Here is a 24938-nt window from a genome sequence, read left to right on the forward strand (position 1 = left end):
TCAGATACGCTCGATGATGGTTCCGGTGGCCAGTGCGCCGCCGGCGCACATCGTGATCAGAGCCGTCGAGCCGTTGCGACGCTCGAGTTCGTGCAGTGCGGTGGTGATCAGGCGAGATCCCGTGCTGCCGACCGGATGGCCGAGAGCGAGCGCGCCGCCGTTGACATTGACGTTGTCGAAGTCAGGTTCGTGAACCTGAGCCCAGGACAGTGCGACGGATGCGAATGCTTCGTTGATCTCGAACAGATCGAGATCGCCGATCTTCATTCCGCTCTTCTCCAGGACACGGCTGGTTGCCTGCACCGGTCCGTCGAGGTGGAATTCCGGTTCCGAGCCGACCAGCGCCTGGGCGATGATGCGGGCTCGCGGCTTCAATCCGAGCGCGCGAGCCTTGCCCTCGTCCATGAGCAGGACTGCGGCCGCGCCGTCGGAGATCTGGGAAGACGTTCCGGCCGTGTGAATCCCGCCTTCGAGGACGGGCTTCAGTCGGGCAAGGGACTCCGCCGTCGTATCGCGCAGGCCCTGATCGCGATTGACGACCTTGGTCTCGCCCGTGAGGTTTCCTTCCTTGTCGACCTGGGGTGCCGAGAGTTCGAGAACCTCGCGGTCGAAACGTCCTTCCTCCCAAGCCTGCTTGGCCAGCGCCTGCGAGCGGACGCCGAGGGCTTCGACGTCGTCGCGGGTCAGTCCGCGTCGACGCGCGATGCGTTCTGCAGCTTCGAATTGGTTGGGCATGTCGATGTCCCACGTCGCGGGTCGGCGCGGTCCGGCCTGATCGCCGACGTTGGCGCCGAGGGGAACCTGGCTCATGGCTTCGATGCCGCAGGCGATACCGGCGTCGATGGCGCCGGTGGCGATCAGACCGGCGATCAGATGGTTCGCCTGCTGGGCCGAACCGCACTGGCAGTCCACGGTGGTTGCGCCGGTCTGCCACGGAAGTCCGGCGTGCAGCCAGGCCGTGCGCGTGATGTTGTTGGACTGAGCGCCGGCCTGGGTGACGCAGCCGCCGATCACCTGCTCGATCAGCAACGGGTCGATTCCCGACCGGTCGAGAACTCCCTTTTGTGCAGCTCCGAGGATCTCGGCGGCGTGCAGACCGGCGAGCCAACCTCCGCGCTTGCCGATCGGTGTACGGACAGCCTCGACGATTACTGGTGTGCCCACAGCGGGCTCCTTTCCTTGTAATGAAAAAGTAGAACAGGTTCTCTGCGGGAAGCAAGACCTGCCGACGTTTCCTTTCCTAGTAAGCAGGCTTGTGTTTCAATGAGAGTAGAACGTGTTACACATCACGGATCCCCATCACCCCTGTGATGAAAAGGCTTAGGGCAGGAGACATCAGTGGCACAGCCCGCATTCCCCGAGGGAATCGACTTCACGGACCCCGACATCTACGCGGAACGCATGCCGTTCGAGGAGTTCGCCGAACTCCGGAAGACGGCCCCCGTGTGGTGGAATCCGCAGCCCCCGGAAATCGGTGGATTCCAGGACGAGGGCTTCTGGGTGGTCACCCGTCATGAAGAGGTCAAGGAAGTTTCGCAGCGAAGCGACATCTTCTCGACCCACGAGAACACTGCGATTCCTCGCTTCGCCGACGACATCCCGCGTGAGAACGTCGAGATGCAGCGATTCATTCTCATCAACAAGGACGCTCCGGAGCACACCAAGCTGCGCAAGCTGGTATCTCGTGGATTCACCCCGCGCGCCATCAACAGCCTGCGCGAGGAACTGACCGAGCGTGCCGAAAAGATCGTCACGACCGCGGCTGCCGGCGGTGCCGGTGACTTCGTGGTTCAGGTCGCGTCCGAACTTCCGCTGCAGGCAATCGCCGAGCTTCTCGGTGTGCCGCAGGAAGATCGAATGAAGCTCTTCGACTGGTCCAACCAGATGACGTCGTACGACGATCCCGAGTTCGACATCGACCCGCAGGCAGCGTCGATGGAGATTCTGGGATACGCGTACCAGATGGCGGATCAGCGCAAGAAGTGTCCCGCCGATGACATCGTCACCAAGCTCATCGAAGCTGACATCGACGGAAATGAGCTCTCCCCAGAGGAATTCGGCTTCTTCGTGATCCTGCTTGCGGTCGCGGGTAACGAGACCACTCGCAATGCCATCACACACGGCATGGTTGCCTTCCTCGACAATCCCGACCAGTGGGAGCTGTACAAGAAGGAACGCCCCAAGACGGCGGCCGACGAGATCGTTCGTTGGGCGACCCCGGTGACTTCCTTCCAGCGCACCGCGCTCGAAGACACCGAACTCGGCGGACAGAAGATCAAGAAGGGCGATCGCGTCGTGATGATGTACGCGTCGGCCAACTTCGACGAGGACGTCTTCGAGAACCCGACGAAGTTCGACATCATGCGTGACCCCAATCCGCACCTCGGATTCGGCGGCACCGGTGCGCACTACTGCATCGGCGCCAACTTGGCCCGTCTGGAAATCGATCTGATCTTCAATGCGATCGCCGATCACCTACCCGACATCACCAGGCTCGGGGATCCCCGACGCCTTCGCTCGGGCTGGCTCAACGGCATCAAAGAGTTTCAGGTTGATTACAAGACATCGGGCTGCCCGGTCAAACACTGATCCGGACATATACTGACCTGGTAACCGGCGAGTAGGTTCTGTGTAGGTTTTCGGGAGTTGCCTCTGCACTCTCGAACACGCAGAACTACAGTAGACGTTCCGGGGAGCCACTTGTTGGCAACCTGGAACTGCGGCGGCGTCTGCGGGATCCCTCATCTCCCGTAGGCGCCGCCGTTTGTAGTTCAATCTCCAATTCAGCCGCCGTACGGTTTGGTGATGGCTTCCAGGAAATGTCCCGACGGGTCGAGGAAGTAGACCCCACGCCCACCGTCGTTGGTGTTGAAGCCGGTACTCGACTGGCGCGGATCGGCCCAGTGATCCAGTTTCAGCGCCTGTATCCGCTGGTAGATGCCGTCGAAGTCATCCTCGGAGACGAGGAAAGCATAGTGCTGAGACGCAACCTCGGCGCCTTCTTCCACCTGTGCGAAGTCCAACGTCACGCCGTGCTCGAGTTCAACGCCGAGAAAGTAGCCGGCTTCGACCGGGCCTGGAAGGCCGAACATGTGAGTGAAGAACCACGCAGACTCTTGTCGGTCTTTTGCGGCGATGATGGTGTGATTGAACGAAATGGTCATGAGTGACCCCTTGCGGTACGACGCCTCCATGCCTGACGCAGTCCGTCATCGACACGCGACGTTGGGAACCAGGAAACCATTTCGAGCTTCTCGGTGCAAGTACGACGGGCTGATTCGAATACGACGAGCGCGGCCCCGGTCGATGACCGGGGCCGCGCTCGTACTGTGGGTTCTCAGGCTTTGCGTGCCGTCTTCATTGCACGGTCCACTTCCCAGAATGCTCGAAGCGACGCGATCTTGCCGTCGTCGTTCACCCGGTAGACGAACACGCCCTCGGCGTCGATGATCGAGCCGCCGATGGTGGTTCGGATCTTGCCGATGTTGACGTTCTCGTTGCCGCACACCAGGGAATCGTCGATCAGAAATTCGAGCTTGTCCGCGTTCGCGATCGTCATGTCGTAGAACTTGGAGATCGCTTCGCGCCCGTGATGGCCTTTGCCTTCGGGATCGAAGCCCGAAGGCCCGACCGGATCTTCCACCCAACCGTCCTCGGCGAAGAGGTCCAGCCAGGCTTCCTTGTTCTTGCCACTCGCTGCGGCGCGCGAAGCGTTACCCGCGACGCGGGCGGGGTGTTCGTCGGTCATCGCGGCTCCTCAGTTGATGTACTGCTCGGCGAATTTGCGCATCGAATCCTGCTTTGCCTCCAGTGGGGCATCGAATCCGATTCCGTCGAAAACCCAAGGCACGGTAATGATGTCCGTGACGCCGGCATCTTCGAGCTCTGCGTAACCGTCCTTGCCGAAACGGTCGATGCACACCGTCTGGATTTCGAACGGCTCGTTCTCGCGGCCGTACTCGGCGCGCAGTTCGCGTAGTCGTGCGATCACACCCACCAGGTCGTCGAACTTGATCATCGCCGAGGTCCAACCGTCGCCGACTCGCGCAGCACGCTTGAGTGCGACCTCGGTGTGGCCGCCGACGTAGAACGGAACCGGCTTGGTGGGGGCCGGGCTCATCTGCAGGCGATCGAAATCGAAGAACTCACCGTGATACTCGACCATGCCGCCGCCGAGGATCAGTTTGAGGACGTCGATCATCTCGTCCACACGTGCGCCCCGACGCTTGTACGGAGCGCCGCACCACTCGAACTCTTCCGGAGCCCAACCGATTCCGACGCCGAAGCCGAAACGGTTGTTCGTCAATGCCGCCACCGAACCGACCTGCCGCGCGAGCAGGACGGGATTGCGGCTACCCAGCTTGAGCACCTGGGTGTAGAACTCGATCTTCTCGGTCACCGCGCCCATTGCAGCCGCGGCGATGAGCGGATCGACCCAGGGGGTCTCGGCATTCCACATCCGAGACCCGTCCGGGGTGTACGGGTAATCCGCCGCCTGTGTTTCCATGAAGAACAGTGAATCGGGGAGAGCGATCGACGAGAAGCCGCATTCCTCGGCAGTTTTGGCGATACCGGCTAACTGGTCCAAGGGGTTCATGGCAACCCCGACGGTGTACTTCATCTTCGGCCTCTTCCTGATCGGCGTGTGTGCTGCTGCTTACGTGGTGGGACGTTCGGAGCCGACGACCCACATCGAGAAGTACTGCGAGCCACCGCCGTAGGCATGGCCGAGAGCCTTGCGCGCGTCGGCTACCTGGTGATCGCCGGCGCGGTGCATGACCTGCATCGCCGACTCGGCAAATCGGATCATGCCCGAGGCGCCGATCGGGTTGGAGGAGAGAACACCGCCCGAGGCATTGACCGGGAGCTTGCCGCCGATCGCGGTTTCACCTGCCTCGGTCAGCTTCCAGCCCTGGCCTTCCTCCGCGAAGCCGAGGTTCTCGAGCCACATCGGCTCGAACCACGAGAACGGGACATAGATTTCGGCGCAGTCGATCTCGTTCAGCGGATCGGTGATTCCCGCTGACTTCCACAGTGCTGCTGCAGCGTCACGGCCGGCTTGCGGATTGACCTGATCGCGTCCGGCATAGAAGGTCGGCTCGGTGCGCATGGCCGTCGCGTGGATCCACGCGACCGAACGACCCTCGGCCTCGACCTGTGCGGCCGCTTCCTCGTTGCCGATCACCAGAGCGCACGCGCCGTCAGAGGACGGGCAGGTCTCGTCGTATCGGATCGGATCCCAGAGCATCTGAGATGCCTGTACCGATTCGAGAGTGATGTCCGGCTGCCGCAAGTGCGCATACGGATTGAGGCTGCCGTTGAGCCGATCCTTCACCGCGACGAGGTAGCCGATGTGCTCCGGTGCGCCCGATCGACGAATGTACGAACGGACGTGCGGGGCGAAGTATCCACCGGCACCGGCGCCGACGGGCATGTTGAACGGAACCGGTACGGACAGCGCCCACATGGCGTTCGACTCGGACTGCTTCTCCCAGGAAACCGTCAGAACCCGCTTGTGGACACCGGATTTGACCAGGCTGGAGGCGACGATAGCCGTCGAACCGCCCACCGAGCCGGCAGTGTGAACACGCAGCAACGGCTTTCCGTTGGCGCCCAGAGCATCCGACATGGCGAGTTCGGGCATCATCGAACCCTCGAACAAGTCGGGGGCCTTTCCGATGACGACGGCGTCGATGTCGTCCCAGCCGACGTTGGCGTCGAGCATCGCGGCGTCGATGGCTTCACGAACCAAGCCCGCCATCGAGACATCGTGACGCTTTGCGACGTAGTGAGTTTGGCCGGTGCCGAGCACGGCCGCGAGTTGAGGCGTTCCGGCCATCAGTTCCGTCCCTCCAAGACTGCTACCAGGTTCTGCTGCAGCACAGGGCCGCTTGTTGCATGGGCCAGAGCGCGATTCGCCTGGCCGTCGAAGATTGCCTTGGCGGCGTGGCCGATTCGTTCCAGACCACCGGCGAACAGTGGGTTGCCGCTGAGCGGACCGCCGGACGGATTGATCGTGGTGGCGTCGGTCAGGCCGATCGCTTCCTTCAAGATCAATTCCTGGTGAGTGAACGGTGCGTGCAGTTCGGCGACGTCGATGTTGCCGACCTCGCCGCCCGTTGCCGCCTTGGCTGCGGACGTAGTGGACGGTGAGGTGGTCAGGTCACGTGCACCCAGGTTGGGGGAGTCGATGCGATGCTCGAGTCCGGTGATCCACGCCGGCCGCTCGCAGAGATCGCGGGCGCGGTTACCCGAGGCCAGGACGATTGCTGCCGCGCCGTCGGTGATGGGCGCACAATCGTGTGCGCGCAACGGATCTGCGAGGAAGGGGCTGGCGAGAAGGGCCTCGATGTCGACCTCGCCTGCGAGCTGAGCCTTCGGATTACTCAGCGCGTGACGACGGCTACGAGCGGCAACCTCCGCCATGTCCTCTTGCGTCCACTTACCCGCGTCGAGTCCGAGTCGGGCTTGAAGTCCGGCGATCGAGACGGAGTCCGGCCACAGCGGAGTGACGAGGTACGGATCGAGCTGCATGGACAGGATCTTGCGCAGGTGCCCGGCGGAGGATTTGCCGAAGCCGTATACCAGCGCGGTCTCGACCTCGCCGGTCAAGATCTTGATCCACGCTTCGTAGAAGGCCCACGCAGCGTCCATCTCGACGTGAGATTCGTTGATCGGCGGGACCGCTCCGATGGAGTCGATGGCCGAGATGAAGGAGAACGCTCGTCCGGCCAGGTAGTCGGAAGATCCGGAGCACCAGAAGCCGATGTCTGACTTGGTGATTCCCAGATCGCTGTAGAGCTGCTGGAAGCACGGGACGAGCATCTCGACGCCGTTGGTGGTGCCGTTGGTTTCGCGGACGTGGGGTGCCTGAGCAAAGCCCACGACTGCGATGTCTGCAGAAGTCATTTCAGGAGCCTCACAGGTGGTGTTGGAAGGTGGAGTACTCGGCGTCGGGTTCACCTGTCGGCCGGAAGTATTCGATGTTCTCGAGGGTGTAACCCCACTCTTCGCGAGGCTTCCACTTGGCTTCGACGCGCATGCCCATGCGTACGTCCGCGGCATCACATTCGAGAATCAAGTGCAGGAACGGAATGTCGGCCCCGTCGAGAAGCACGTAGGCGGCCACGTAGGGCGGTTTGATTCGCTGCCCGAGGAACGGGACGTTGACGATGCAGAAGGTGGTGACAATTCCCTTGTCCGGCAGTTCGATCTGCTCGCTCGTCGGCTTCCCGTTGGTGGGATTGGCGCCGCGCGGTGGGATGTAGATCTTGTCTTCGGGTCCGCTGCGACCACCGATGAGCTTGCCTTCTGCGAGACCGCGGAGGTAGAAGCTCTCCTCGGCCGAAGCGGAATGCATGAAGTGCAGGTCGACAGGCGTCGTGATCATGGTGACAGGATCGGCGCTGGAATCGACTGTCGCGATTCCATTTTCGCTCTCACCCGGTTCGAAGCACTCGATGTCCTTGATCTGCCCGACCCGCTCCGACGCCCAGCGAGCACGAACCCGCAGGCCGGTGCTGATGTCGTCAGGGGAGTCGACGTCGACTGCGTGGAGCATGGACGTGTCCGCGCCGTCGAGCTTGATCAGGGCCCACGCGAAAGGCTTCGTCAGTGGTTGACCCTCGATGGGTTCGGGCATCCACGTCCAACTCACGACCGTTCCGCCGTCGGAGACTCCGACGAAGTCGGTCAGTGGTTCGGCCGTGTCCGGATCGAATTCCGGTGGCGGCACGAAGACACGACCGTTCGACCCGCGTGCGCCGATCACCTTGCGATCACGCAGGGCAGTCACGAACGCGCCGATGGTCGGTCCCGTCGATCTGGTGTAGTCGAAATGGAGATTCAATGGTGCGCTCAGGGGCTTGTCGGCCACCCCGCTCTTTCCGATGGTCACAAGATCGAGTAGAACAGGTTCTAGAGATTGTGGCAAGAGTCACTTCTGATCACCGGCAATGTGGAGGCCTGCGATGAAGCTTGGGTTGCAACTCGGATACTGGGGCGCACAGCCGCCGGCAAACGCCCCGGAACTGATCGAGGCCGCGGAAGGCGCGGGATTCGACGCGGTCTTCGCGGCGGAGTCGTGGGGCTCGGACGCTTTCACCCCGCTCGCCTGGTGGGGATCGCGCACCGAGAACGTCCGTCTCGGCACCTCCGTCGTACAGATTTCGGCGCGAACACCGACCAGCTGTGCCATGCACGCGCTCACTCTCGATCACCTCAACGGTGGGCGAACGATCCTCGGGCTCGGCGTATCCGGACCGCAGGTCGTCGAAGGTTGGTACGGCCAGCCGTTCGAGAAGCCGCTCGCGCGCACCCGCGAATACGTCTCGATCGTGCGCCAGGTCCTCGCCCGTGAAGCGCCCGTCACCAGCCCCGGTCCCCACTACCCTCTGCCGTATGCGGGACCGGGTAGTTCGGGACTTGGCAAGCCGCTCAAGCCCATTACGCACCCGCTGCGTGCGGACATCCCGATCTGGCTCGGCGCCGAAGGGCCGAAGAACGTCGCGCTCGCCGGTGAAATCGCCGACGGCTGGCTGGCGATCTACTACACCCCGCGCCTGGCCCCGATGTACAACAAGTGGCTCGACGAAGGGTTCGCGCGCGCCGGGGCCCGTCGCAGTCGCGAAGACTTCGAGGTGGCCGCCACGTGCCAGGTCATCGTGACCGACGATCGCGCCGCTGCCATCGCTGCTCTCAAGCCGATGACCGCCCTCTACGTGGGCGGAATGGGCGCCCCGGAGTTGAACTTTCACGCGCAGGTCTACAAGCGGATGGGCTACGAGAAGGAGGTCGACGAGATCGGTCGCCTCTTCATGTCGGGCCGCAAGGACGAAGCTGCTGCCGTCGTCCCCGACGAGATGGTCACCGAGACCATGATCATCGGCAACGTCGACGAGGTGCGCGCAGACGTGAAGCGTTGGGAGGAAGCCGGAGTCACGATGCTGCTGGTGACCTGCCGCGACGCCGACCATGTGCGAGAGCTCGCGGCCGCGGTGGGTGGTTGAGCGGGGCACCCCCCCATTTTCGAGCGGTACCCCCTTTTTTCGAGCGAACGGCACGTTCAGCGCATCTGAGGCGCTGAACGTACCTTTCGCTCGCCCAAAGTTATCCACAGGCGCACCGAAACCCCAGTTCGCCGCCGGGGCCCGCGCTGATGCTCGAGTCATGCTGCAACCATGCGGCGAGGAACGTGGGGCGATGATCTGGACGCGATTTACCGCGTCAGTCGAAGCGGAGTGATCCGAACGGCGGAGTTGGCGCGATTGGGCGTGTCCAACTCCGCAGTGCACACCCGGTGTCGGGTAGGTGGACCGTGGCAGCGCATATTGCCGGGGGTCATTCTGCTCAGAAACGGTCAACCGACGCCACGTCAACGCTCGATCGCTGCGCTCATGTTGAGCGGTGACGATTCCCTGCTGACCGGGCGATCAGCCATGTCGGAGTACGGATATCGAACGCACTCGGGGGATGTGCAGGTGCTCATCCCCATCGACCGTCGAGTTCAATCGGTTGGGTTCGTCACGGTGGAGCGCCCTGTTCGACTGCCCGAGCCGGAGATTCGGAACGGTCTGCGCTGTGCTCCGCTGCCGCGAGCGTTACTCGACGCTGCGAGGCGGTACAAGGCGCTCGATCCCACACGGGCACTCATCGCTGAGGCTGTTCAGCGCGGCGATGTCTCGGTGCGCGAACTTGCGAAGGAACTCGAAGCGGGTAGCAGTCGGGGTTCCGCGCTACCTCGGGTCGTGTTGCGCGAAGTGAACGCGAACGTCCACTCGGTTCCGGAGGTTCACGCGCGAAAATTGTGGCAGCGGAGCGGGCTGCCGGAAATGTTGTTCAACCATGAGATCCGGGATGCCAACGGGGACTTCATCGCAGTTCCGGACGGATGGATCGATTCGGTTGCCTTCGCGTGGGACATCGACTCCTTGGAATGGCATGCCGCGCCGACGGACTACAAGCGCACGGTGGAGCGTCGGACGCGTATGCAGAATGCGGGAATCAGCGTGTTGCCGACGGTGCCCAGTGCACTGCGAACGGACCCTGATCGCGTGATCGAGGACCTGCGTGCGCACTACAGATTGGCGCAGTCACGTCCCCGGCCGCAGGTGTTCGCGAGGTCGAGATGGGTGAAATTGGACGAAACCGGCTGAGCGAAAGTGCCTTTCGGCGCACTGAAGGCGCCGAAAGGTACGTTCGCTCGAAAAGGGGGTGGGTGGGACCGAGAGCGGACGGGAAAGGGGGCTCAGGCGGGGTCGGTCAGACGGGGGTGGCTCAGACAGGGGTGGGTCAGACACCCTTGAACTGGGGCGCCCGCTTCTCACCGAAAGCCCGCGGGCCCTCCTTGGCGTCGGCGCTCATGAACACCTTCATACCCAGCTGTGCGTCGATCTGGAAGGCCTCTTCCTCGTGCATGCCCTCGGTGTCGCGGATGGTCTTGAGAATCGCCTGCACGGCGAGGGGGCCGTTGGCACTGATCAGTTCCGCGAGCTCCAGCGCCTTGTCGAGGGCCTGGCCGTCCGGGACCACGTGGCCGATGAGCCCGATCTCCTTGGCCTCCGGAGCCTTGATGTGACGACCTGTGAGCAGGATGTCCGCCGCGATCGTGTACGGAATCTGTCGCACCAGACGCACTGCGGAACCGCCGAGCGGGAAGAGCCCCCACTTGGCTTCGGAGACGCCGAACTTGGCGCTCTCACCCGCGACGCGGATGTCGGTGCCCTGCAGGATTTCGGTTCCGCCGGCGATGGCTGCACCCTCGACGGCGGCGATCAGCGGCTTGGTCAACCGACGGCCCTTGAGGAGGCCTTCGATCTTGGACATGTCGACGCCACCGCCCGCGAAGGAATCTCCCGGCGGCTTGGCGGACATGTTCTTGAGGTCGGCGCCGGCGCAGAAGTCGCCGCCCGCACCGGTGAGGATGGCGACACGGATCTCGGGGTCGTTGTCGACCTGATCCCAGGCGTCGACCATGATCGCCATCATCTCGCCGGTGATGGCGTTCTTACGCTCGGGGCGATTCATGGTCACGATGAGAACGTGGCCACGCTTCTCCACGAGGCAATGCGGCGCGGTTTCCGAAATGTCTGATTTTTCGGTCGTCGAAGTGGACACTGATGGCTCCTGGCGGGTCTGTGAGCTGGCTCTCAAATTGGGTCTTGCCAGAAACGGTAACACGTTCTACTTTGAACTCGTGGCCCTTAACATCGCAGACTTCGTAGAGCACGCAATCGACCTCGTTCCGGACCGCGTTGCGCTGGTCTCGGACAACCGCGAGATGACTTATGCACAGTTGGAGGACCGAGCAAACCGCCTCGGTCACTACCTGCGTGAACATGGCGTTCAGCCGGGTGACAAGGTCGGCATCTACTGCCGGAACGTCATCGAGGCGATCGAGGCCATGGTCGCGGTTTTCAAGATCCGGGCCGTGATGGTCAACATCAATTACCGGTACGTCGAGAACGAGTTGCAGTACATCTTCGACAACTCCGACATGGTTGCCCTCATTCACGAGCGCCGCTACTCGGACAAGGTCGCGAACGTCCTGCCGAACACTCCCAAGGTCAAGTCCGTCATCGTGGTCGAGGACGGCACCGATCTGGACTTCAGTGCTTTCGGCATCGGCTACGAGGACGCACTCGCGCAGAGTTCGGGTGAGCGTGATTTCGAAGAGCGCAGCAACGACGACATCTTCATGCTCTACACCGGCGGCACCACCGGAAGTCCCAAGGGCGTCATGTGGCGTCACGAGGACTGGTGGCGTGTTCTCGGCGGAGGCATCAACTTCGTCACCGGAGTTCCGGTCGAGGACGAGTACGAGATGGCGAAGGTCGGCGCCGCCAACCCGAGCATGATCCGCTACCCGATCCCCCCGATGATTCACGGCGGTTCGCAGTCGGCGGTATTCCACAGCCTCTTCGGCGGCGGAACCTGTTTGATGCACCCGGAATTCGACGCCCACGAGGTGTGGCAGAACATCGACAAGCACAAGGTCAACCTGATCTTCATCACTGGTGACGCGATGGGCCGTCCGATGCTCGACGCACTCATCGCCGGAAACCCGGAGACCGGTGAGCCGTACGATCTTTCGACGCTCTACGTGATGGCCAGCAGTGCTGCACTCTTCTCGCCGAGTATCCAGGAGCAGTTCCTCGAACTGTTGCCCAACCGCCTGCTGACGGACTCCATCGGAGCATCCGAGACCGGCTTCGGTGGACTCGCCGTGCTGAGCAAGGGCCAGAAGCACACTGGCGGTCCGACGGTCAAGATCGACGCCTCCACAACGGTTCTCGACGACGACGGCAACGAGGTCGAACCCGGATCGGGCAAGCGCGGCATGCTCGCTCGCAAGGGCAACATCCCGCTCGGCTACTACAAGGACGAGGTCAAGACGGCCGAAACCTTCCGCACCATCAACGGCGTTCGCTACTCGATCCCCGGCGACTATGCGCAGGTCGAAGCCGACGGCACGGTCACGATGCTCGGCCGCGGTTCGGTGTCGATCAACAGCGGCGGCGAGAAGGTGTACCCGGAAGAGGTCGAGGGCGCTTTGAAGGCGCACCCGGACATCTTCGACGTCCTGGTGGTCGGTATCCCCGACGAGCGCTTCGGTCAGCGCGTTGCCGCAGTGGTCCAGGTACGCGAAGGCACGTCGCCGACGCTGCACGACATCGCCACCGCAGCACGCAAAGAGATTGCCGGATACAAGGTTCCGCGCAGCGTGTGGTTCGTGGACCAGATCAAGCGCAACCCGGCAGGCAAGCCCGACTACCGCTGGGCGAAGGCCGAAACGGAATCGCGCGAGGCTGATGATCACAACGGAAACGGCGCTCCTGTGGCGTCCGCAAACGAAAGCGTGGAAGCCTGATGCGTTCGGATCTCGCCGACAAGTTCGGCATCGAATACCCGATTTTCGGATTCACTCCTTCCGAGCACGTCGCGGCCGCGATCAGCCGCGCGGGCGGTCTGGGCGTGCTCGGTTGCGTCCGGTTCAACGACCCGGAAGAGCTCGAAGCCGCACTGACGTGGATGGACGAGAACACCGACGGTAAGCCGTACGGCGTCGACATCGTCATGCCGGCCAAGGTGCCGACAGAGGGCGGCGCCGTCGATCTCGACAAGCTGATTCCGGAGGAGCACCGCGCCTTCGTCAACCGCACGCTCGACGAGCTCGGTGTGCCGCCGCTTTCCGACGACGTCGAGCATGCGACCGGCGTACTGGGATGGCTTCACTCGGTGGCGCGGTCACACGTCGATGTTGCTCTGGGACACCGGATTGCGTTGATTGCGAATGCTCTGGGATCACCGCCGAAGGACGTCATCGATCAGGCACACGAGAAGGGCGTACCGGTAGCAGCGCTGGCCGGCGCCGTCGAGCATGCACGTCGTCACGTCGAGAACGGTGTCGACATCGTGATCGCGCAGGGCTACGAGGCCGGCGGTCACACCGGCGAAATCGCATCGATGGTTCTCGTTCCGGAAATCGTTGATGCACTGGGTGATTCAGCTGCCGTACTGGCTGCCGGCGGTATAGGCAGCGGCCGTCAGGTGGCTGCCGCACTTGCACTCGGTGCGTCCGGAGTGTGGATGGGCTCGTACTGGCTCACCACGTCCGAATACAAACTCGGCAGTGCATCGGGCGAGGGCCCGTCCGCTATTCAGCGTGCACTGTTGGGCGCGACGTCGGCCGACACCGTTCGTTCGCGCATCTACTCGGGTAAGCCCGCTCGGTTGCTCAAGACCAAGTGGACGGAAGCCTGGTCGAACCCGGGAGCACCGGCGCCATTGCCGATGCCGCTGCAGAACCTTCTGGTCAGCGACGCTCATCAGAGAATCGCTGCATCGGAGAACCCGGAAGTTGTGGCAATGCCCGTCGGTCAGATCGTGGGACGGATGAACGAGATCCGCCCGGTCGCCGAGGTCATGGCAGAGCTGGTGTCCGGGTTCGAGGACGCGCGAACCCGGCTGGATTCGATGAAGTAGTAGATGACACGTGCGTGTGCCCTTGGCCGAGTTTCGGCCGAGGGCACACGTCGTTTCAGCCGGCGAGGTCGTCCGGTCCGACGGTGTCCGACAACCATTCTCCGCGGCTGAGGGCGCCGTCGTCGCGGCGGCGTGCGATCACGAAAATGACCAGGGCGGCAGCGAGGACAACTGCGAGAACGCGCGAAGGCGTCAGGTTCGGGTTCTTCATACCCGTAATTTTGCCGGAAGAACGGGCGCGATGGTGAGACAGCGGAGCAAAATCACGTGTTTCGAAATTACTGCGCTTCCGACGCATGGAGACTGGCGATCCGCTCGCGCAGGCCACCGAAGTGCACATCGAGAGTGTGCGCCGCCTCGACTGCATCACCCGTACGGATCGCGTCGAGAATCGCACGGTGCTTCGACGCGATGTCGATCAGCGGCGTATCCGAATGCCCGATGGCCTGCTGGATCTCGCTGTACACCTGCCAGAAGACGTCCATCAACTGAGCGAGGACCTGGTTGTCCAGCGGGGAGTACAGGCGGGAGTGGAAGGTCGCGTCGATGTCGGAGAAGTTCTTCCCGGCAGCGGCACGGACCTCCATGCCGGTGACGAGTTCGTCGAGGTCGGCGTGGTCGGCCGACGTCATCTCGGCCATCGCCGCACCGATCAGTCCGGTCTCGAGTGCCTGACGAATGTCGACCAGTTCCATCGCCTCGTGCCCGGTGCCCTGCAAGGACAACCGGCCACGGAAGGTCAGGCCGTCGGCGAGAGCGTCGAAGTTGCTAGGGGCGACGAACATTCCGAAGCCGTGACGGATCTCGACGACGCCCAAGGCCTGCAGAACCTTGAGCGCCTCCCGGAGCGTGTTTCGGCCGATACCCAATTCCTCGGACAGTTCGGCCTCGGTGGGCATCGGGTCGCCGGGGGAGAGCCTGCGTTCGAGGATCAAGTTCATGATGTCCGTCTGAAGTGCGCGCATGCGGTTTTGCGCGCTGAAACGAGCGCCCTGTGTGCCACTCCGGACAGACATCGATTCCCCTTTTCTGATACGAACGTCCTTCATCCTATGTCCGGTCATCCGCTCCATTGGTCAACCCACGTCAACGGTGCGTTGCAGGAGGCTGGGCGCCGCACCCAGCAGTTTGGCCGTGTACGCATCCGACGGGTTGTCGAATACTTCCTGGGCCGTTCCCTGCTCGACGATCCGCCCGGCGTTCATGACGACGATGGTGTCGGAGACGTACCGCACCGTCTGTATGTCGTGCGAGATGAACACCATGCCGAGCCCCAACCGAGCCTTGATGTCGCTGAGCAGATTCAGGATCTGCGCTCGCACCGAGACGTCGAGCGCCGACGTCGGCTCGTCGGCCACGATGACGTCAGGTTCGAGCGCGAGTGCACGCGCGATCGCGACACGTTGCCGCTGACCGCCGGAGATCTGGCTCGGGATGACTTCGAGCGCAGATTGGGGGAGTCCGACCAAACCGACCAGCTCGCGAACTCGGGCGGTCCGGCTCGCGCGGTTGCCGATGCCGTGGACGTCGAGTGGATCGGTGAGGATGTCGGCCACCGTCATTCGGGGATTGAGCGCGGTAGCCGGATCCTGGAAGACGATCGAAATCGCCCGGCCGAACTCCTTGCGCACGCCGGCCGACCGGGTCAGAGCGCTTCGGCCGCGAAAGACCACGTCGCCCGACGTCGGTTTCTGCAGTCCGACCATGACTTTGGCCAGAGTGGACTTGCCACAACCCGACTCGCCCACGATGCCGATCGTCGTCCCTCGTCGTACGTCGATACTGACATCGTTGACCGCGTGAACCGTGCCGGGTTTGAACAGTGATCCCGAACGGGTCTTGTGGACGACGTGAATGTTCTTCAGTTCCAGGATGGGTGCTTCAGCTGTAGTCATCGCACGCTCTCCAATTCCGATTCTGTACGTACGGGAGTCGCGGACTGGTCGGCGAACCAATGCTCGGTCCCGTCGATTCGGACCATCTCCGGCTTACGGAGGGGGTCGGAGTCCGGGCGAGTGGAACGCTCGGCGAAACGGTCACCCGCCGCGAAGTTTCCGGGCGAGGGAACAGTTCCCTGAATCTGATGCAGTCGCGGCGCTTCGTCCTCGATAGAGAGAACGGCACCGAGAAGGCCCTGGGTGTATTCGTGGCGGGGATCGACGAGCAGATCACTCGTGGGCGCCGACTCGACGACCTGACCGGCGTACATCACCGTGATCTTGTGGGCCAGGGAGGCTACGAGTGCCAGGTCGTGGCTGACGAAGACCATTGCAAATCCCAGCTTTCCCCGAAGATCGTTGAGCAAGTCCACGACCTGGGCCTGGACGGTGACGTCGAGAGCGGTGGTGGGCTCGTCCGCGACGATCAACCGCGGACTGCGGGTGAGCGACATGGCGATCAGAACGCGCTGACGCTGACCACCGGAAAGCTCGTGTGGGTAGCTGGAGAGAGTGCGCACCGGATCGAGTCCGACGAGTTCGAGCAGTTCCTCGGCTGTGCGGGTACCGCCGCGCTTGGTGAGCTGCTTGAACTGCGCGCGGATCAGCATCGCCGGATTCAGTGAACTCAGCGCGTCCTGGTAGATCATGGCCATGTCGTGCCCGCGCAGCTTGTTTCGCTCTCGGTTGTTCAGCTCGAGGACGTTGACTCCGTCGAACAGGATCTCGCCGGTCACCACTGCCGTCTTGGGTAGCAGACCCATGATCGCCAGCGACGTGAGCGATTTTCCGCAACCGGACTCGCCGACGAGTGCCATCGTCTCGTTCGGGCGGACGGTGAAGCTCACGTCGTCGACGATCGCGGTGTCTCCGTAGCGTTCCGGGAACCGGATCGTGAGATTGCGGACCTCGAGGAGTGGCGCGGCATCGCCCTCGTACACAAGACGATCGGAGCGGGACCGCTCGGTTTCCGCCAGGATCTTCAGGTGCGTTTCGAGAGGAGTCGGCTCGGCGGCCGGCTCGAGAACATCTTTCACGACGCTCGGATCGGCGAAGTCGTCTATCAACTCCGGAGTGTCGGTGACCGATGCGGCTTCGTCCTCCAGAATGAGCTCGTTGGAGGTCTCCTCCGCTGCAGCGGTCTGCGCTGCTTGGAGCGCGGAGGGCGTCTTCTTGGTCTTCTTCAGACTCGGATCGGCCATCGCGTCCGTCAGGCCCTCGGCGAGCACGTTGAGGGAGAGCACCGTCAGCAGAATGAGCAGGCCGGGGAACACCGTTGCCCACCAACCACCGAGGAGGACCATGTTCTTGCCGTCCGCGATCACCGATCCCCACGACGGGTCCGGGGGACGCACACCGGCGCCGATGAACGACAGGCTGGCTTCCAGCACGATGGCGTCGGCGACCATGACAGTGCAGAAGACGAGAACGGGCGCAGCACAGTTGGCTACGACGTGCTTGACGACGATGTGTGAAGTTCTTGCGCCGATGACCTTTTCGGCCGCGACGTAGTCCTCGCCGTACTGAGCGAGAACGTTTGCGCGAACGACGCGAGCCACCATCGGTGTGTAGAGGAACGCGATAGTGACGATCAGAACCGGGATCGAACCACCGAAGGCCGCGACGAGTACGGCAGCGAGTGCAATGCCCGGGAACGCCATGACCACGTCGAGCACACGCATGATGGTCTCGTCGACGCCTTTTCGGCTCGTTGCGGCCACCGATCCGATGAGAGCGCCGGCGCACAGTGCGAGGAAGGTGGAACCGAGACCGATGGTCAGCGACCAGCGTCCGCCGTAGAGCAAGCGGCTGAACAGATCTCGACCGAGACTGTCCTGACCGAACCAGTGCTCGGCGCTGGGGCCCGCGGTACCCACCGCCTGTTCGAGCGGGGTGTACTGCGTGATCAGCGGCGCGAAGAGGCAGGCGAGCACGATGATCGCGAGAACCGCCATCGACAGCCAGGCCGAGAGGGGGAAGCGAGAAAAGGTGATGCCGGGTCGCGAAAGCTTCTCGGTGAGTTTTCTTCTCATCATGCTGCGCTCCGAAGTCGTGGATTGACAAGCAGGTAGAGGATGTCGACGGCGAGGTTGACGACGACGAAGCCGACCGCGATGACGATGACAACACCCTGAACGACTGCGGGGTCACCGTTGGTGACGCCGTTGATCATGAGCTGACCCATGCCGGGCAGGCCGAAGATCTGCTCGATGACCACAGCGCCACCGAGGAGATAACCGACTCGTAGACCCAGGACGGTGAGCGGGTTGATCAGTGCGTTACGCAACACATTCCGTCCGATCACCACGTGATAGGGCAGGCCGCTGCCGATCGCGGTCCGGACGTAGTCTTTGTCCAACTCCTCGACCATCGACGTGCGGATGATGCGCGTGAGTTGTGCTGCGACGGGCAGTGACAGGGACAGCGCCGGGAGCGCCATGTACCAGAGCCAGTCGCTGACGGAGTCGCTCGGATTGACGTAGCCACCGGTGGGGAACCATCCGAGTTGAACAGCCAGATACTGAATCATCAGCAGTGCCAACCAGAATGACGGTGCCGCCACACCACCGAGTGAGATCACTCGGATGACCTGATCCGGCCAACGATCGCGGAACAGTGCGCTGGTGACGCCGAAGATCAGCGAGAGCACGATGGCGATCACCAGTCCGAGAACCGTGAGCTGAATGGTCAGTGGCAGAGCGGTGGAGATCGAATCCAACACCGGGGTACCGGAAATCAGACTGTCACCCATGTTGCCGCTGACCAGATCGGTCACGAAGTGAACGTATTGCAGCGGAAGCGGATCGAGCAGTCCGTTCTCTTCCTTGAACTGCTGCAACTGTTCCGCAGTCGGGTTGCCACCGTTGAACGCCGCGGTTGCGGGATCGGTGGGCGCGAACTGCATCACGATGAAGACGAACGCGATGATGCCGAGGATCAGGGGGATCAGTATCAGTAATCGCCTGATCAGCATGGGGAGGACTCTTGCCATCGGGGGATCTCTCAGTTGTGGGAAACGGCCGAGCGGGCGGGTATCAGGCCGGCTTCGCCTGAAGCAGGTTGACGCCGGGGTACGGCAGCGGAGTGACGTCGGCGATCTTCTTCGGATCCCACGCAGTCAGGAGTTCCTGATGGAGAACCGGGTAGTAGACAGCATTTTCGGCGATCTGGTTCAGGTACGACTGCACGAGGGTGCTGCGCTTTGCCGGGTCGGTCTCGCGGGTGGCTTCGTCCATGGTGGCGTAGATCTTCTGCGCTTCGGGGGTGTCGTCCCACTTGGCGTAGGTCTTCGTCCACAAGCCGCCCTTGCTGTACGTGTAGCGGACGAGAAGGTCGACGTCGCTGCCGAATGCCTGCGGGTTGGACGTACCGGCGGCGATCTGGAACTTCTGGCCGCTGTTGAGCTTGCTCACCATGGCGCTGGTGTCCTGCGGTTCGAGCGTCGTGTTGAATCCGACTGCGTCCCAAGACTCTTTGATGGTCGGCAAGCAGTCGGCCAGCCAGCTGACGTTGGTGGAGAGCAGTGTCAGGTCGAGGCCACTGACGCCGGCGGCAGCGAGGAGTGAGCGGGCCTTGTCCGGATCGTACGAGTAGACGGTGGACGCTCGCGCGTAGTCGGGGTTGCGCTCGTACAGGTAGCTCGTGGCCGGTGCTGCCTTGCCGCCGAGGGCGATCTCGATCATCTTCGGGGTGTTGATCGCGTAGAACATCGCCTGGCGAACACGAACGTCGTCGAACGGTGCCTGAGTGGTGTCGAAGAGCAGGTACATGAGGTTCATGCCCGGGTTGCCCTCGACGGTGCGCCCACCGGAGGTCAGAGTGGGGACGTTGGCGACGGGGATGTTGTCGGCGAGTTGTGCACCGGCATTGTTGCCCGAGACGCGCGCGATGCGTGAGGAGGTGTCGACGATGGAGAGCCAGTTCATGGTCGCGAAGTTGGCCGGACGCGGCCCGTTGTACGCCTCGAAGGCCTCGAAAGCTGTATTGCTCTTGGGGGTGTGGCTCTTGAGCTTGTACGGACCGGAACCGACGACCAGCGCTCCGGACTTGGCCTCGTCCCAGTGGCCGTCGAAGACGTGCTTGGGCATGATCTTGGCGATCGAGAGACGCTGTGCGGCAGCGCTGAACGGGTAGTTGAAGTTCAGGGTCACCGTTTGGTCGTCGACCTTGGTGACGGACTGCAGCCAGGAGGAGAAGAAGGAGCGGATCAGTACGTTCAGCTGTGGATCGAGGATGCGATCGAAGGTGAAGACGACGTCGTCCGAGGTGACCGGAGTGCCGTCGTGCCAGGTTGCTCCCTCGCGGATTTTCATGGTCCAGCTCGAGGCGGTGGCGTCGGTCGGGACGGCCTGTGCGAGCGCCGCATACGTCTCACCGGTGCCTGGATCGTTTTCGAGCAGTCCCTCGTAGACGTGGTTGACCGCTGCCATGAGGAAACCGGATGCAGTCTGCATCGGGTCGAAGCTCTGGTCGTTGCCGTATCCGATGGCGGTGGTCAGATCGCCGGTGCTCGCGGAACCGCCGACAACCGAGGTCGACGACGGCCCGCCGCCACAGGCCGCGAGAGTCGCGGTGATACCTGCTGCAGCTCCCAGTAGCCCGGTGTACCGGAACAGGTCTCGGCGGGTGAACGCGGAGCTCAGCGGTCGTTCGTTCTTCAAGGCGGCCTCCAAGGCGGGGAGCGGGACATCAAGGGAGTGGATAGGGGATGTCCTATGTTCGACGTCCGATGTTGCGTAACTTACATTGTGGATCAGAAAGCGTCTAGAGAATCTTCGGAACTGGCGGCGCCGAACTTCGACGTTTTGCCGGTTTCGAGCCGAAAATAGTGCGCTCACCTGCATAGATGAAGACTGTGTTACCGGCGTCGAATTGACGAGCGATGACGCTGGCCGTATAACATAGGACATCCCTCATCCAATCTTTGGAGACTTCATGACCCGATACAAAGTCGGTGTGGTCGGTTGCGGATTCTTCGGTAGTTCCCTCGCTCGCGAGCTGGCTGCCCATCCACGTTTCGAACTGACGATGCTGTGCGACCGTGACTTCGAGCGGGCCAAGGACGTCGCCGCAGAGTTCTCGGCAACCCCGACAGACGATCACGACGCGGTGGCCGCTCACCCGGAGTTGGCCCTCGTTGTCGTCGCGACGCCCAATCACGCGCACGCCGAACCTGCCATCGCGGCGCTCGAACACGGCAAGGCAGTTTTTGTCGAGAAGCCACTCGCCGTCGAACTGGTCGATGCGCAGAACATGATCGCGAGCGCCGACGCGAGCGGTTCGCCGTTGATGGTCGGGCACATCATGCGGATGATGCCGGGTGTACGACGGCTGGCGGGCCTGCTGACGTCGGGGGAGCTCGGCGAGGTCGCTGCGATCGAAACGTCTCGCTCACGATGGATCGACACCGACGGCGCAGATCCACAGTGGTGGAAGCTCGACAAGAGCCGAACGGGTGGAGAACTGACTCACGAGATTCACGAACTGGACCTGATGTGCTGGCTCGGCGGCGAGGTGACTGCCGTGTCGAGCATCGCCACCGCGGACGACGGCTTCCGCAACACAGTGGTGTCGTTCGCCGGCGGCGCGATCGGCAGACACACCATCTCGACGCGTTCACACACTTCGTCGTGGCAGCTGACGGTCGATGCCACCGAAGGTTCGGTCCACGCGGACTTCCACACCGGCCGGGTCAGCCGAGTGCGCGGGGGACAGGTCGTAGAGTCGTGGCCGATCTTCGACGTCGACGCCGAGAACCAATCGTTGATCGACGCTGCGAGCAGGACGCAGAAGTACAACTCGGGAAACGGAGGATCCTCGCTGTGGATGCAGGCTGCGATTCGTCACGAAATCGACGAGATGGCAGCAGTTCTCGACGGCAAGGCTGATCCCGACTCGCCGTTGACGTACGCACGTGAACGCGCACTCGTCGTCGCCGAACAGGTGCGACTCGGTGGCGGCGAACCGGCAGCGCTCTCGGGAAGTGCCAAGTGACGGTGCGTGTAGCCGTCATAGGTAGCGGCGGAATCGCGCGGGACCACGTCAGCGCCTTGGCGCGCATCCCGTCGGTCGAAGTCGCCTACGTATTCGGCAGTGACTTGGACCGGGCCGCATCGGTTGCGGCGTTGGCGCCGGGCGCGAAGGCCAGTACCGATCTGGCGAAGATTCTCGCCGACCCGAGCGTGCAGGCGGTCAACGTCGTCGGGGCCACTCCCGACCACGCACCCGTGACGATAGCCGCGGGCCGCGCGGGAAAGCATGTGCACGTGGAGAAGCCGGCCGCGCTGACAGTCGCGGACTTCGACGCGATGGTCGAGGCCACCGAAGGTAACGGCACCTCACTGATGGTCGGACAGACCGTACGATTCCAGCCGTCGATCACCTCGATCGGAAACTCGGTTGCACAAGGTGCCATCGGCGACCCCCGGTTGATCCATCTCAGTTGGTACACCGGCCATGTCTGGCCAGGGGGCTGGCGAGGCTGGCAACACGACAAGGAACGTTCGGGTGGTCACCCCGTTCACAACGGAACCCACGCACTCGATCTGGTGACGTGGCTGATCGGTCGTCGTCCGACCCGTGTGTTCGCTCGTAGTTTCCCCACCTTCGCGGCGGGGATGCCCGTGCACGACAGCTTCCATCTGACCGTTCGCTTCGAGGACGGATCGCTGGCTCTGATCGAATTGGCCTACGCGCTAACACAATCGGGAAAGATGGTGCGTCGGATCGTGGTGTCGGGGACTTCCGGCACGCTCGCGCACGACACCGGCGACGACCCGGGACTGATGACGGACACGACCAACGCGCCGCCGTCGTCGATCGAGGACGCGATGTCGCATCAGATGCGTCACTGGATCGCCACTCTCGACGGTTCCGCGAGCCCGATAGTCGAGAACTGGCAGGTGCGTGCAGCTCTCGCGACTGCCATCGCTGCCCAGCAATCGCTCGACACCGGCCGCGCTGTCTCGATCGGAGAAAACCAATGACCGGCACCGGTTCGATCCGCGTCGGATTTGTCAGCGGCGTCAGGCATGCCGGCTCCTATGCGGACCTGTTGCGATCCGATCCTCGAGTGAGCCTGGTCGGGGCCTCCGACGAATCCTCGGTCCCCGATTGGATTCGTGAGGACGGGATCGCGATGGCAAAGGCCGCAGACATCGAGTGGATCGACGAACTCGGCGAGTTGCTCGACCCCGAACGGATTGACCTGGCGATCATCTGCAGTGAGCCGACCAGGCATGCGCGGCTTGCGATTGCCGCATTGAACGCCGGACTCGACGTCCTGGTGGACAAGCCGGTGGGCGTCGACGAGGCGGAGGCCGCGGCGGTTCAGCAAGCCGCACGGTCGAACGGGCGAATCTGCACGGTGGTGAACCGCACTCATTCACCTGCGCTCCGGCGACTGCGCCGATGGATCGACGCCGGAAATCTCGGACTGCCGCGCCACATGGACATCGAGTTCCTCGCAAGCGGAACACATTTCGCGACGTCCGTCGAGCGTCCCGAACTGGTGGTGGATCCCGCGCTTTCCGGCGGGGGAGAAGTAGTGAACTTCGCCGGTTACGCCGCCGACTACCTCCGATACCTCACCGGCCTGGACGTCACCGAGGTGTACGCCGAGACGAGCACACTCTACGGCGGGGCCCACCAGCTGTTCGGCGTCGAAGACACGGCGTTGATCTCGCTCGCCCTGGAAAACGGCGTCACCGCGACGGTGACCGTCGGAAGAATCCCCGCAGCACCGGGTTTCGGCGCGAATACCGCGACGGTTCGCGTCCTCGGATCCCACGGATACGCGAGTTCCGACGACGACAAACCCGCGGTGACCCACTTCGCGGCCTCGGGAGACGTGACCGCACTACCCATCGGCGGCTTCGGTTCGGACAACGCGGTGTCGAGCTTTCTCTCTCACGTGCTCGATCGACTTCCCACACGGACCGAACCCGACTACACCGTGGCAGACGCCCGCGCGTCGATGCGCGTGATCGATGCTGCCTATCTGTCCGCCTCGAGCGGTCAGCCGGTCTCCGTTTCTCCCTGACAGCCGCACCCACAACTCAATCCGACAACCAACATATGGAGACCCCATGAGCACGGAAACCACCACCTTCAGCGGAATCGTCCCGCCGATCGTCACACCACTGACGCTCGAGGGCGAGGTCGACACCACGTCGCTCGAACGCCTGCTCTCACTGCAGATCGAAGCCGGAGTCGACGGCTTGTTCGTCCTCGGTTCCTCGGGTGAGGTCGGTTACCTCACCGACGCTCAGCGCGCCCAGGTGGTGCAGACGGCCATCGGTCACGTCGGCGGCCAGGTACCGGTCCTCGTCGGAGTGAACGACATGACCACCAACCGGGTCATCGCCGTCGCCGAGCAGGCGCGCGAGGCTGGTGCGGATGCCATCGTCGCGACGGCGCCGTTCTACGCGATCACCGATGCAGCCGAGACGGCAACGCATTTCCGCTCCATCCACGCCGCAGTGGATCTTCCGTTGTTCGCCTACGACGTCCCGGTTCGTGTCCACAGCAAGCTCAGCCCGGCAATGCTGGTCGAGCTCGGTCGCGAGGGAGTCATCGCCGGCGTGAAGGATTCGAGCGGCGACGACGTCAGTTTCCGTATGTTGCTCCGTCAGTCGGCCGGGCTCGAAAACTTCGCCGTCTTCACCGGGCACGAGGTAGTCGTCGACGGATGCCTGCTGATGGGTGCTTCGGGCGCAGTGCCCGGCCTGGCCAACGTGGACCCGCACGGCTACGTACGACTGTGGCGCGCTGCGCAGGCAGGAGACTGGGCCGCAGCGAAGGCCGAGCAGGATCGACTCACCGATCTGTTCTCCATCGTCGAGGCGCCGACACCGGGTCGCGTCAGTGCCGGTGCCGCGGGTCTGGGCGCGTTCAAGACGGCTCTGGCCCTGCGCGGCGTCATCACCGGCAACACGATGTGCGCGCCGATGCTCTCGCTCGACGAGTCCGAGACCGCAACGATCAAGGTCGTTCTGGAACAGGCCGGGCTCCTCTGAC

The 24938-nt window shown here is 63.1% G+C and carries 23 protein-coding genes; 9 read left to right on the forward strand and 14 right to left on the reverse strand.

Annotated features, from left to right (window positions below):
• Positions 1-1164, reverse strand: a complete 1164-nt coding sequence (locus tag ACBG85_RS04585; protein WP_065456129.1) for a steroid 3-ketoacyl-CoA thiolase — start codon at positions 1162-1164, stop codon at positions 1-3.
• A gap of 174 nt (positions 1165-1338) precedes the next feature.
• Between ACBG85_RS04585 and ACBG85_RS04590 the strand changes: the two genes are divergently transcribed.
• Positions 1339-2589 (forward strand): cytochrome P450, encoded by a 1251-nt coding sequence (locus tag ACBG85_RS04590; RefSeq protein WP_007734267.1) that lies wholly within the window; start codon positions 1339-1341, stop codon positions 2587-2589.
• Between the two features lie 194 nt (positions 2590-2783).
• Here the strand turns inward: ACBG85_RS04590 and ACBG85_RS04595 are convergent, their stop codons facing one another.
• The 6 genes from ACBG85_RS04595 to ACBG85_RS04620 all read right to left on the reverse strand — a co-directional run bounded on the left by ACBG85_RS04595 (position 2784) and on the right by ACBG85_RS04620 (position 7897).
• Positions 2784-3164, reverse strand: coding sequence for a VOC family protein (locus ACBG85_RS04595; RefSeq protein ID WP_020906296.1), 381 nt, complete (start codon positions 3162-3164; stop codon positions 2784-2786).
• Positions 3165-3337: 173 nt separating this feature from the next.
• A complete protein-coding gene (locus ACBG85_RS04600; protein WP_007734269.1) occupies positions 3338-3748 on the reverse strand; it encodes a nuclear transport factor 2 family protein in 411 nt (136 codons plus the stop codon).
• A 9-nt stretch (positions 3749-3757) separates the two neighbouring features.
• Positions 3758-4621 (reverse strand): TIGR03619 family F420-dependent LLM class oxidoreductase, encoded by an 864-nt coding sequence (locus ACBG85_RS04605; protein ID WP_019746978.1) that lies wholly within the window; start codon positions 4619-4621, stop codon positions 3758-3760.
• Positions 4622-4657: 36 nt separating this feature from the next.
• Positions 4658-5839 (reverse strand): thiolase domain-containing protein, encoded by a 1182-nt coding sequence (locus tag ACBG85_RS04610; protein WP_007734272.1) that lies wholly within the window; start codon positions 5837-5839, stop codon positions 4658-4660.
• Entirely contained in the window at positions 5839-6909 is a 1071-nt protein-coding gene (locus tag ACBG85_RS04615; protein WP_003945801.1) for a thiolase domain-containing protein, read from the reverse strand. The genes ACBG85_RS04610 and ACBG85_RS04615 overlap by 1 nt, the downstream gene beginning before the upstream one ends.
• A gap of 10 nt (positions 6910-6919) precedes the next feature.
• The gene (locus tag ACBG85_RS04620) at positions 6920-7897 is read right to left on the reverse strand and encodes an OB-fold domain-containing protein (RefSeq protein ID WP_314674996.1); all 978 of its coding nucleotides are present in this window, start codon (positions 7895-7897) and stop codon (positions 6920-6922) included.
• 73 nt (positions 7898-7970) lie between these two features.
• On the opposite strand from ACBG85_RS04620, the gene ACBG85_RS04625 reads away from it, so the two are divergent.
• Together ACBG85_RS04625 and ACBG85_RS04630 are read left to right on the forward strand one after the other, a co-directional pair.
• Positions 7971-9008, forward strand: coding sequence for an LLM class F420-dependent oxidoreductase (locus ACBG85_RS04625; RefSeq protein WP_019746980.1), 1038 nt, complete (start codon positions 7971-7973; stop codon positions 9006-9008).
• Between the two features lie 171 nt (positions 9009-9179).
• A complete protein-coding gene (locus ACBG85_RS04630) occupies positions 9180-10154 on the forward strand; it encodes a hypothetical protein (protein WP_165638620.1) in 975 nt (324 codons plus the stop codon).
• Positions 10155-10290: 136 nt separating this feature from the next.
• Here ACBG85_RS04630 and ACBG85_RS04635 read toward each other — a convergent pair whose 3' ends face one another.
• Positions 10291-11115, reverse strand: a complete 825-nt coding sequence (locus ACBG85_RS04635) for a crotonase/enoyl-CoA hydratase family protein (protein WP_165638621.1) — start codon at positions 11113-11115, stop codon at positions 10291-10293.
• 79 nt (positions 11116-11194) lie between these two features.
• On the opposite strand from ACBG85_RS04635, the gene ACBG85_RS04640 reads away from it, so the two are divergent.
• Positions 11195-12868 carry an acyl-CoA synthetase gene (locus ACBG85_RS04640; protein ID WP_039973409.1) on the forward strand — a complete coding sequence of 558 codons (1674 nt, stop codon included), beginning with the start codon at positions 11195-11197 and terminating at the stop codon, positions 12866-12868.
• Positions 12868-13983 (forward strand): nitronate monooxygenase family protein, encoded by a 1116-nt coding sequence (locus ACBG85_RS04645; protein ID WP_003945863.1) that lies wholly within the window; start codon positions 12868-12870, stop codon positions 13981-13983. The genes ACBG85_RS04640 and ACBG85_RS04645 overlap by 1 nt, the downstream gene beginning before the upstream one ends.
• 55 nt (positions 13984-14038) lie before the next feature.
• Here ACBG85_RS04645 and ACBG85_RS04650 read toward each other — a convergent pair whose 3' ends face one another.
• The 6 genes from ACBG85_RS04650 to ACBG85_RS04675 form a co-directional block, all read right to left on the reverse strand.
• A complete protein-coding gene (locus ACBG85_RS04650; protein ID WP_003945810.1) occupies positions 14039-14194 on the reverse strand; it encodes a hypothetical protein in 156 nt (51 codons plus the stop codon).
• 67 nt (positions 14195-14261) lie between these two features.
• Entirely contained in the window at positions 14262-14999 is a 738-nt protein-coding gene (locus ACBG85_RS04655; RefSeq protein WP_007734278.1) for a FadR/GntR family transcriptional regulator, read from the reverse strand.
• Between the two features lie 60 nt (positions 15000-15059).
• Positions 15060-15878 carry an ABC transporter ATP-binding protein gene (locus ACBG85_RS04660; protein ID WP_042449495.1) on the reverse strand — a complete coding sequence of 273 codons (819 nt, stop codon included), beginning with the start codon at positions 15876-15878 and terminating at the stop codon, positions 15060-15062.
• Positions 15875-17953 (reverse strand): dipeptide/oligopeptide/nickel ABC transporter permease/ATP-binding protein, encoded by a 2079-nt coding sequence (locus ACBG85_RS04665; RefSeq protein WP_372027826.1) that lies wholly within the window; start codon positions 17951-17953, stop codon positions 15875-15877. The genes ACBG85_RS04660 and ACBG85_RS04665 overlap by 4 nt, the downstream gene beginning before the upstream one ends.
• Positions 17953-18912 (reverse strand): ABC transporter permease, encoded by a 960-nt coding sequence (locus ACBG85_RS04670; RefSeq protein WP_003945671.1) that lies wholly within the window; start codon positions 18910-18912, stop codon positions 17953-17955. The genes ACBG85_RS04665 and ACBG85_RS04670 overlap by 1 nt, the downstream gene beginning before the upstream one ends.
• A 43-nt stretch (positions 18913-18955) precedes the next feature.
• On the reverse strand, positions 18956-20581 hold the full coding sequence (locus ACBG85_RS04675) for an ABC transporter substrate-binding protein (protein WP_275231394.1): 1626 nt from the start codon (positions 20579-20581) through the stop codon (positions 18956-18958).
• A gap of 274 nt (positions 20582-20855) precedes the next feature.
• Here ACBG85_RS04675 and ACBG85_RS04680 point away from each other — a divergent pair, with 274 nt between their 5' ends.
• Genes ACBG85_RS04680 through ACBG85_RS04695 form a run of 4 tightly spaced genes read left to right on the forward strand, consistent with a single transcriptional unit; the run spans position 20856 to position 24937 of the window.
• The gene (locus ACBG85_RS04680) at positions 20856-21914 is read left to right on the forward strand and encodes a Gfo/Idh/MocA family protein (protein ID WP_065456125.1); all 1059 of its coding nucleotides are present in this window, start codon (positions 20856-20858) and stop codon (positions 21912-21914) included.
• On the forward strand, positions 21911-22906 hold the full coding sequence (locus ACBG85_RS04685; protein WP_372026370.1) for a Gfo/Idh/MocA family protein: 996 nt from the start codon (positions 21911-21913) through the stop codon (positions 22904-22906). The genes ACBG85_RS04680 and ACBG85_RS04685 overlap by 4 nt, the downstream gene beginning before the upstream one ends.
• Positions 22903-23961, forward strand: a complete 1059-nt coding sequence (locus ACBG85_RS04690) for a Gfo/Idh/MocA family protein (RefSeq protein WP_372026373.1) — start codon at positions 22903-22905, stop codon at positions 23959-23961. Before ACBG85_RS04685 ends, ACBG85_RS04690 begins: the two co-directional genes overlap by 4 nt.
• A gap of 46 nt (positions 23962-24007) precedes the next feature.
• Complete coding sequence (locus ACBG85_RS04695) at positions 24008-24937, forward strand: dihydrodipicolinate synthase family protein (RefSeq protein WP_007734313.1); 930 nt, start codon at positions 24008-24010, stop codon at positions 24935-24937.
• Position 24938 lies beyond the last annotated feature (1 nt).

This window comes from Rhodococcus sp. NyZ502 (assembly GCF_041464245.1).
GTDB lineage: Bacteria > Actinomycetota > Actinomycetes > Mycobacteriales > Mycobacteriaceae > Rhodococcus_F > Rhodococcus_F qingshengii.

Excerpts from the sequence above, each read along its gene's own strand:
- ACBG85_RS04595 (WP_020906296.1), bottom strand. The coding sequence starts at position 3,164 with ATGACCATTTCGTTCAATCACACCATCATCGCCGCAAAAGACCGACAA.
- ACBG85_RS04600 (WP_007734269.1), bottom strand. The coding sequence starts at position 3,748 with ATGACCGACGAACACCCCGCCCGCGTCGCGGGTAACGCTTCGCGCGCC.
- ACBG85_RS04605 (WP_019746978.1), bottom strand. The coding sequence starts at position 4,621 with ATGAAGTACACCGTCGGGGTTGCCATGAACCCCTTGGACCAGTTAGCC.
- ACBG85_RS04610 (WP_007734272.1), bottom strand. The coding sequence starts at position 5,839 with ATGGCCGGAACGCCTCAACTCGCGGCCGTGCTCGGCACCGGCCAAACT.
- ACBG85_RS04615 (WP_003945801.1), bottom strand. The coding sequence starts at position 6,909 with ATGACTTCTGCAGACATCGCAGTCGTGGGCTTTGCTCAGGCACCCCAC.
- ACBG85_RS04625 (WP_019746980.1), top strand. The coding sequence starts at position 7,971 with ATGAAGCTTGGGTTGCAACTCGGATACTGGGGCGCACAGCCGCCGGCA.
- ACBG85_RS04630 (WP_165638620.1), top strand. The coding sequence starts at position 9,180 with ATGCGGCGAGGAACGTGGGGCGATGATCTGGACGCGATTTACCGCGTC.
- ACBG85_RS04645 (WP_003945863.1), top strand. The coding sequence starts at position 12,868 with ATGCGTTCGGATCTCGCCGACAAGTTCGGCATCGAATACCCGATTTTC.
- ACBG85_RS04650 (WP_003945810.1), bottom strand. The coding sequence starts at position 14,194 with ATGAAGAACCCGAACCTGACGCCTTCGCGCGTTCTCGCAGTTGTCCTC.
- ACBG85_RS04655 (WP_007734278.1), bottom strand. The coding sequence starts at position 14,999 with ATGTCTGTCCGGAGTGGCACACAGGGCGCTCGTTTCAGCGCGCAAAAC.
- ACBG85_RS04660 (WP_042449495.1), bottom strand. The coding sequence starts at position 15,878 with ATGACTACAGCTGAAGCACCCATCCTGGAACTGAAGAACATTCACGTC.
- ACBG85_RS04665 (WP_372027826.1), bottom strand. The coding sequence starts at position 17,953 with ATGAGAAGAAAACTCACCGAGAAGCTTTCGCGACCCGGCATCACCTTT.
- ACBG85_RS04670 (WP_003945671.1), bottom strand. The coding sequence starts at position 18,912 with ATGGCAAGAGTCCTCCCCATGCTGATCAGGCGATTACTGATACTGATC.
- ACBG85_RS04680 (WP_065456125.1), top strand. The coding sequence starts at position 20,856 with ATGACCCGATACAAAGTCGGTGTGGTCGGTTGCGGATTCTTCGGTAGT.
- ACBG85_RS04690 (WP_372026373.1), top strand. The coding sequence starts at position 22,903 with ATGACCGGCACCGGTTCGATCCGCGTCGGATTTGTCAGCGGCGTCAGG.
- ACBG85_RS04695 (WP_007734313.1), top strand. The coding sequence starts at position 24,008 with ATGAGCACGGAAACCACCACCTTCAGCGGAATCGTCCCGCCGATCGTC.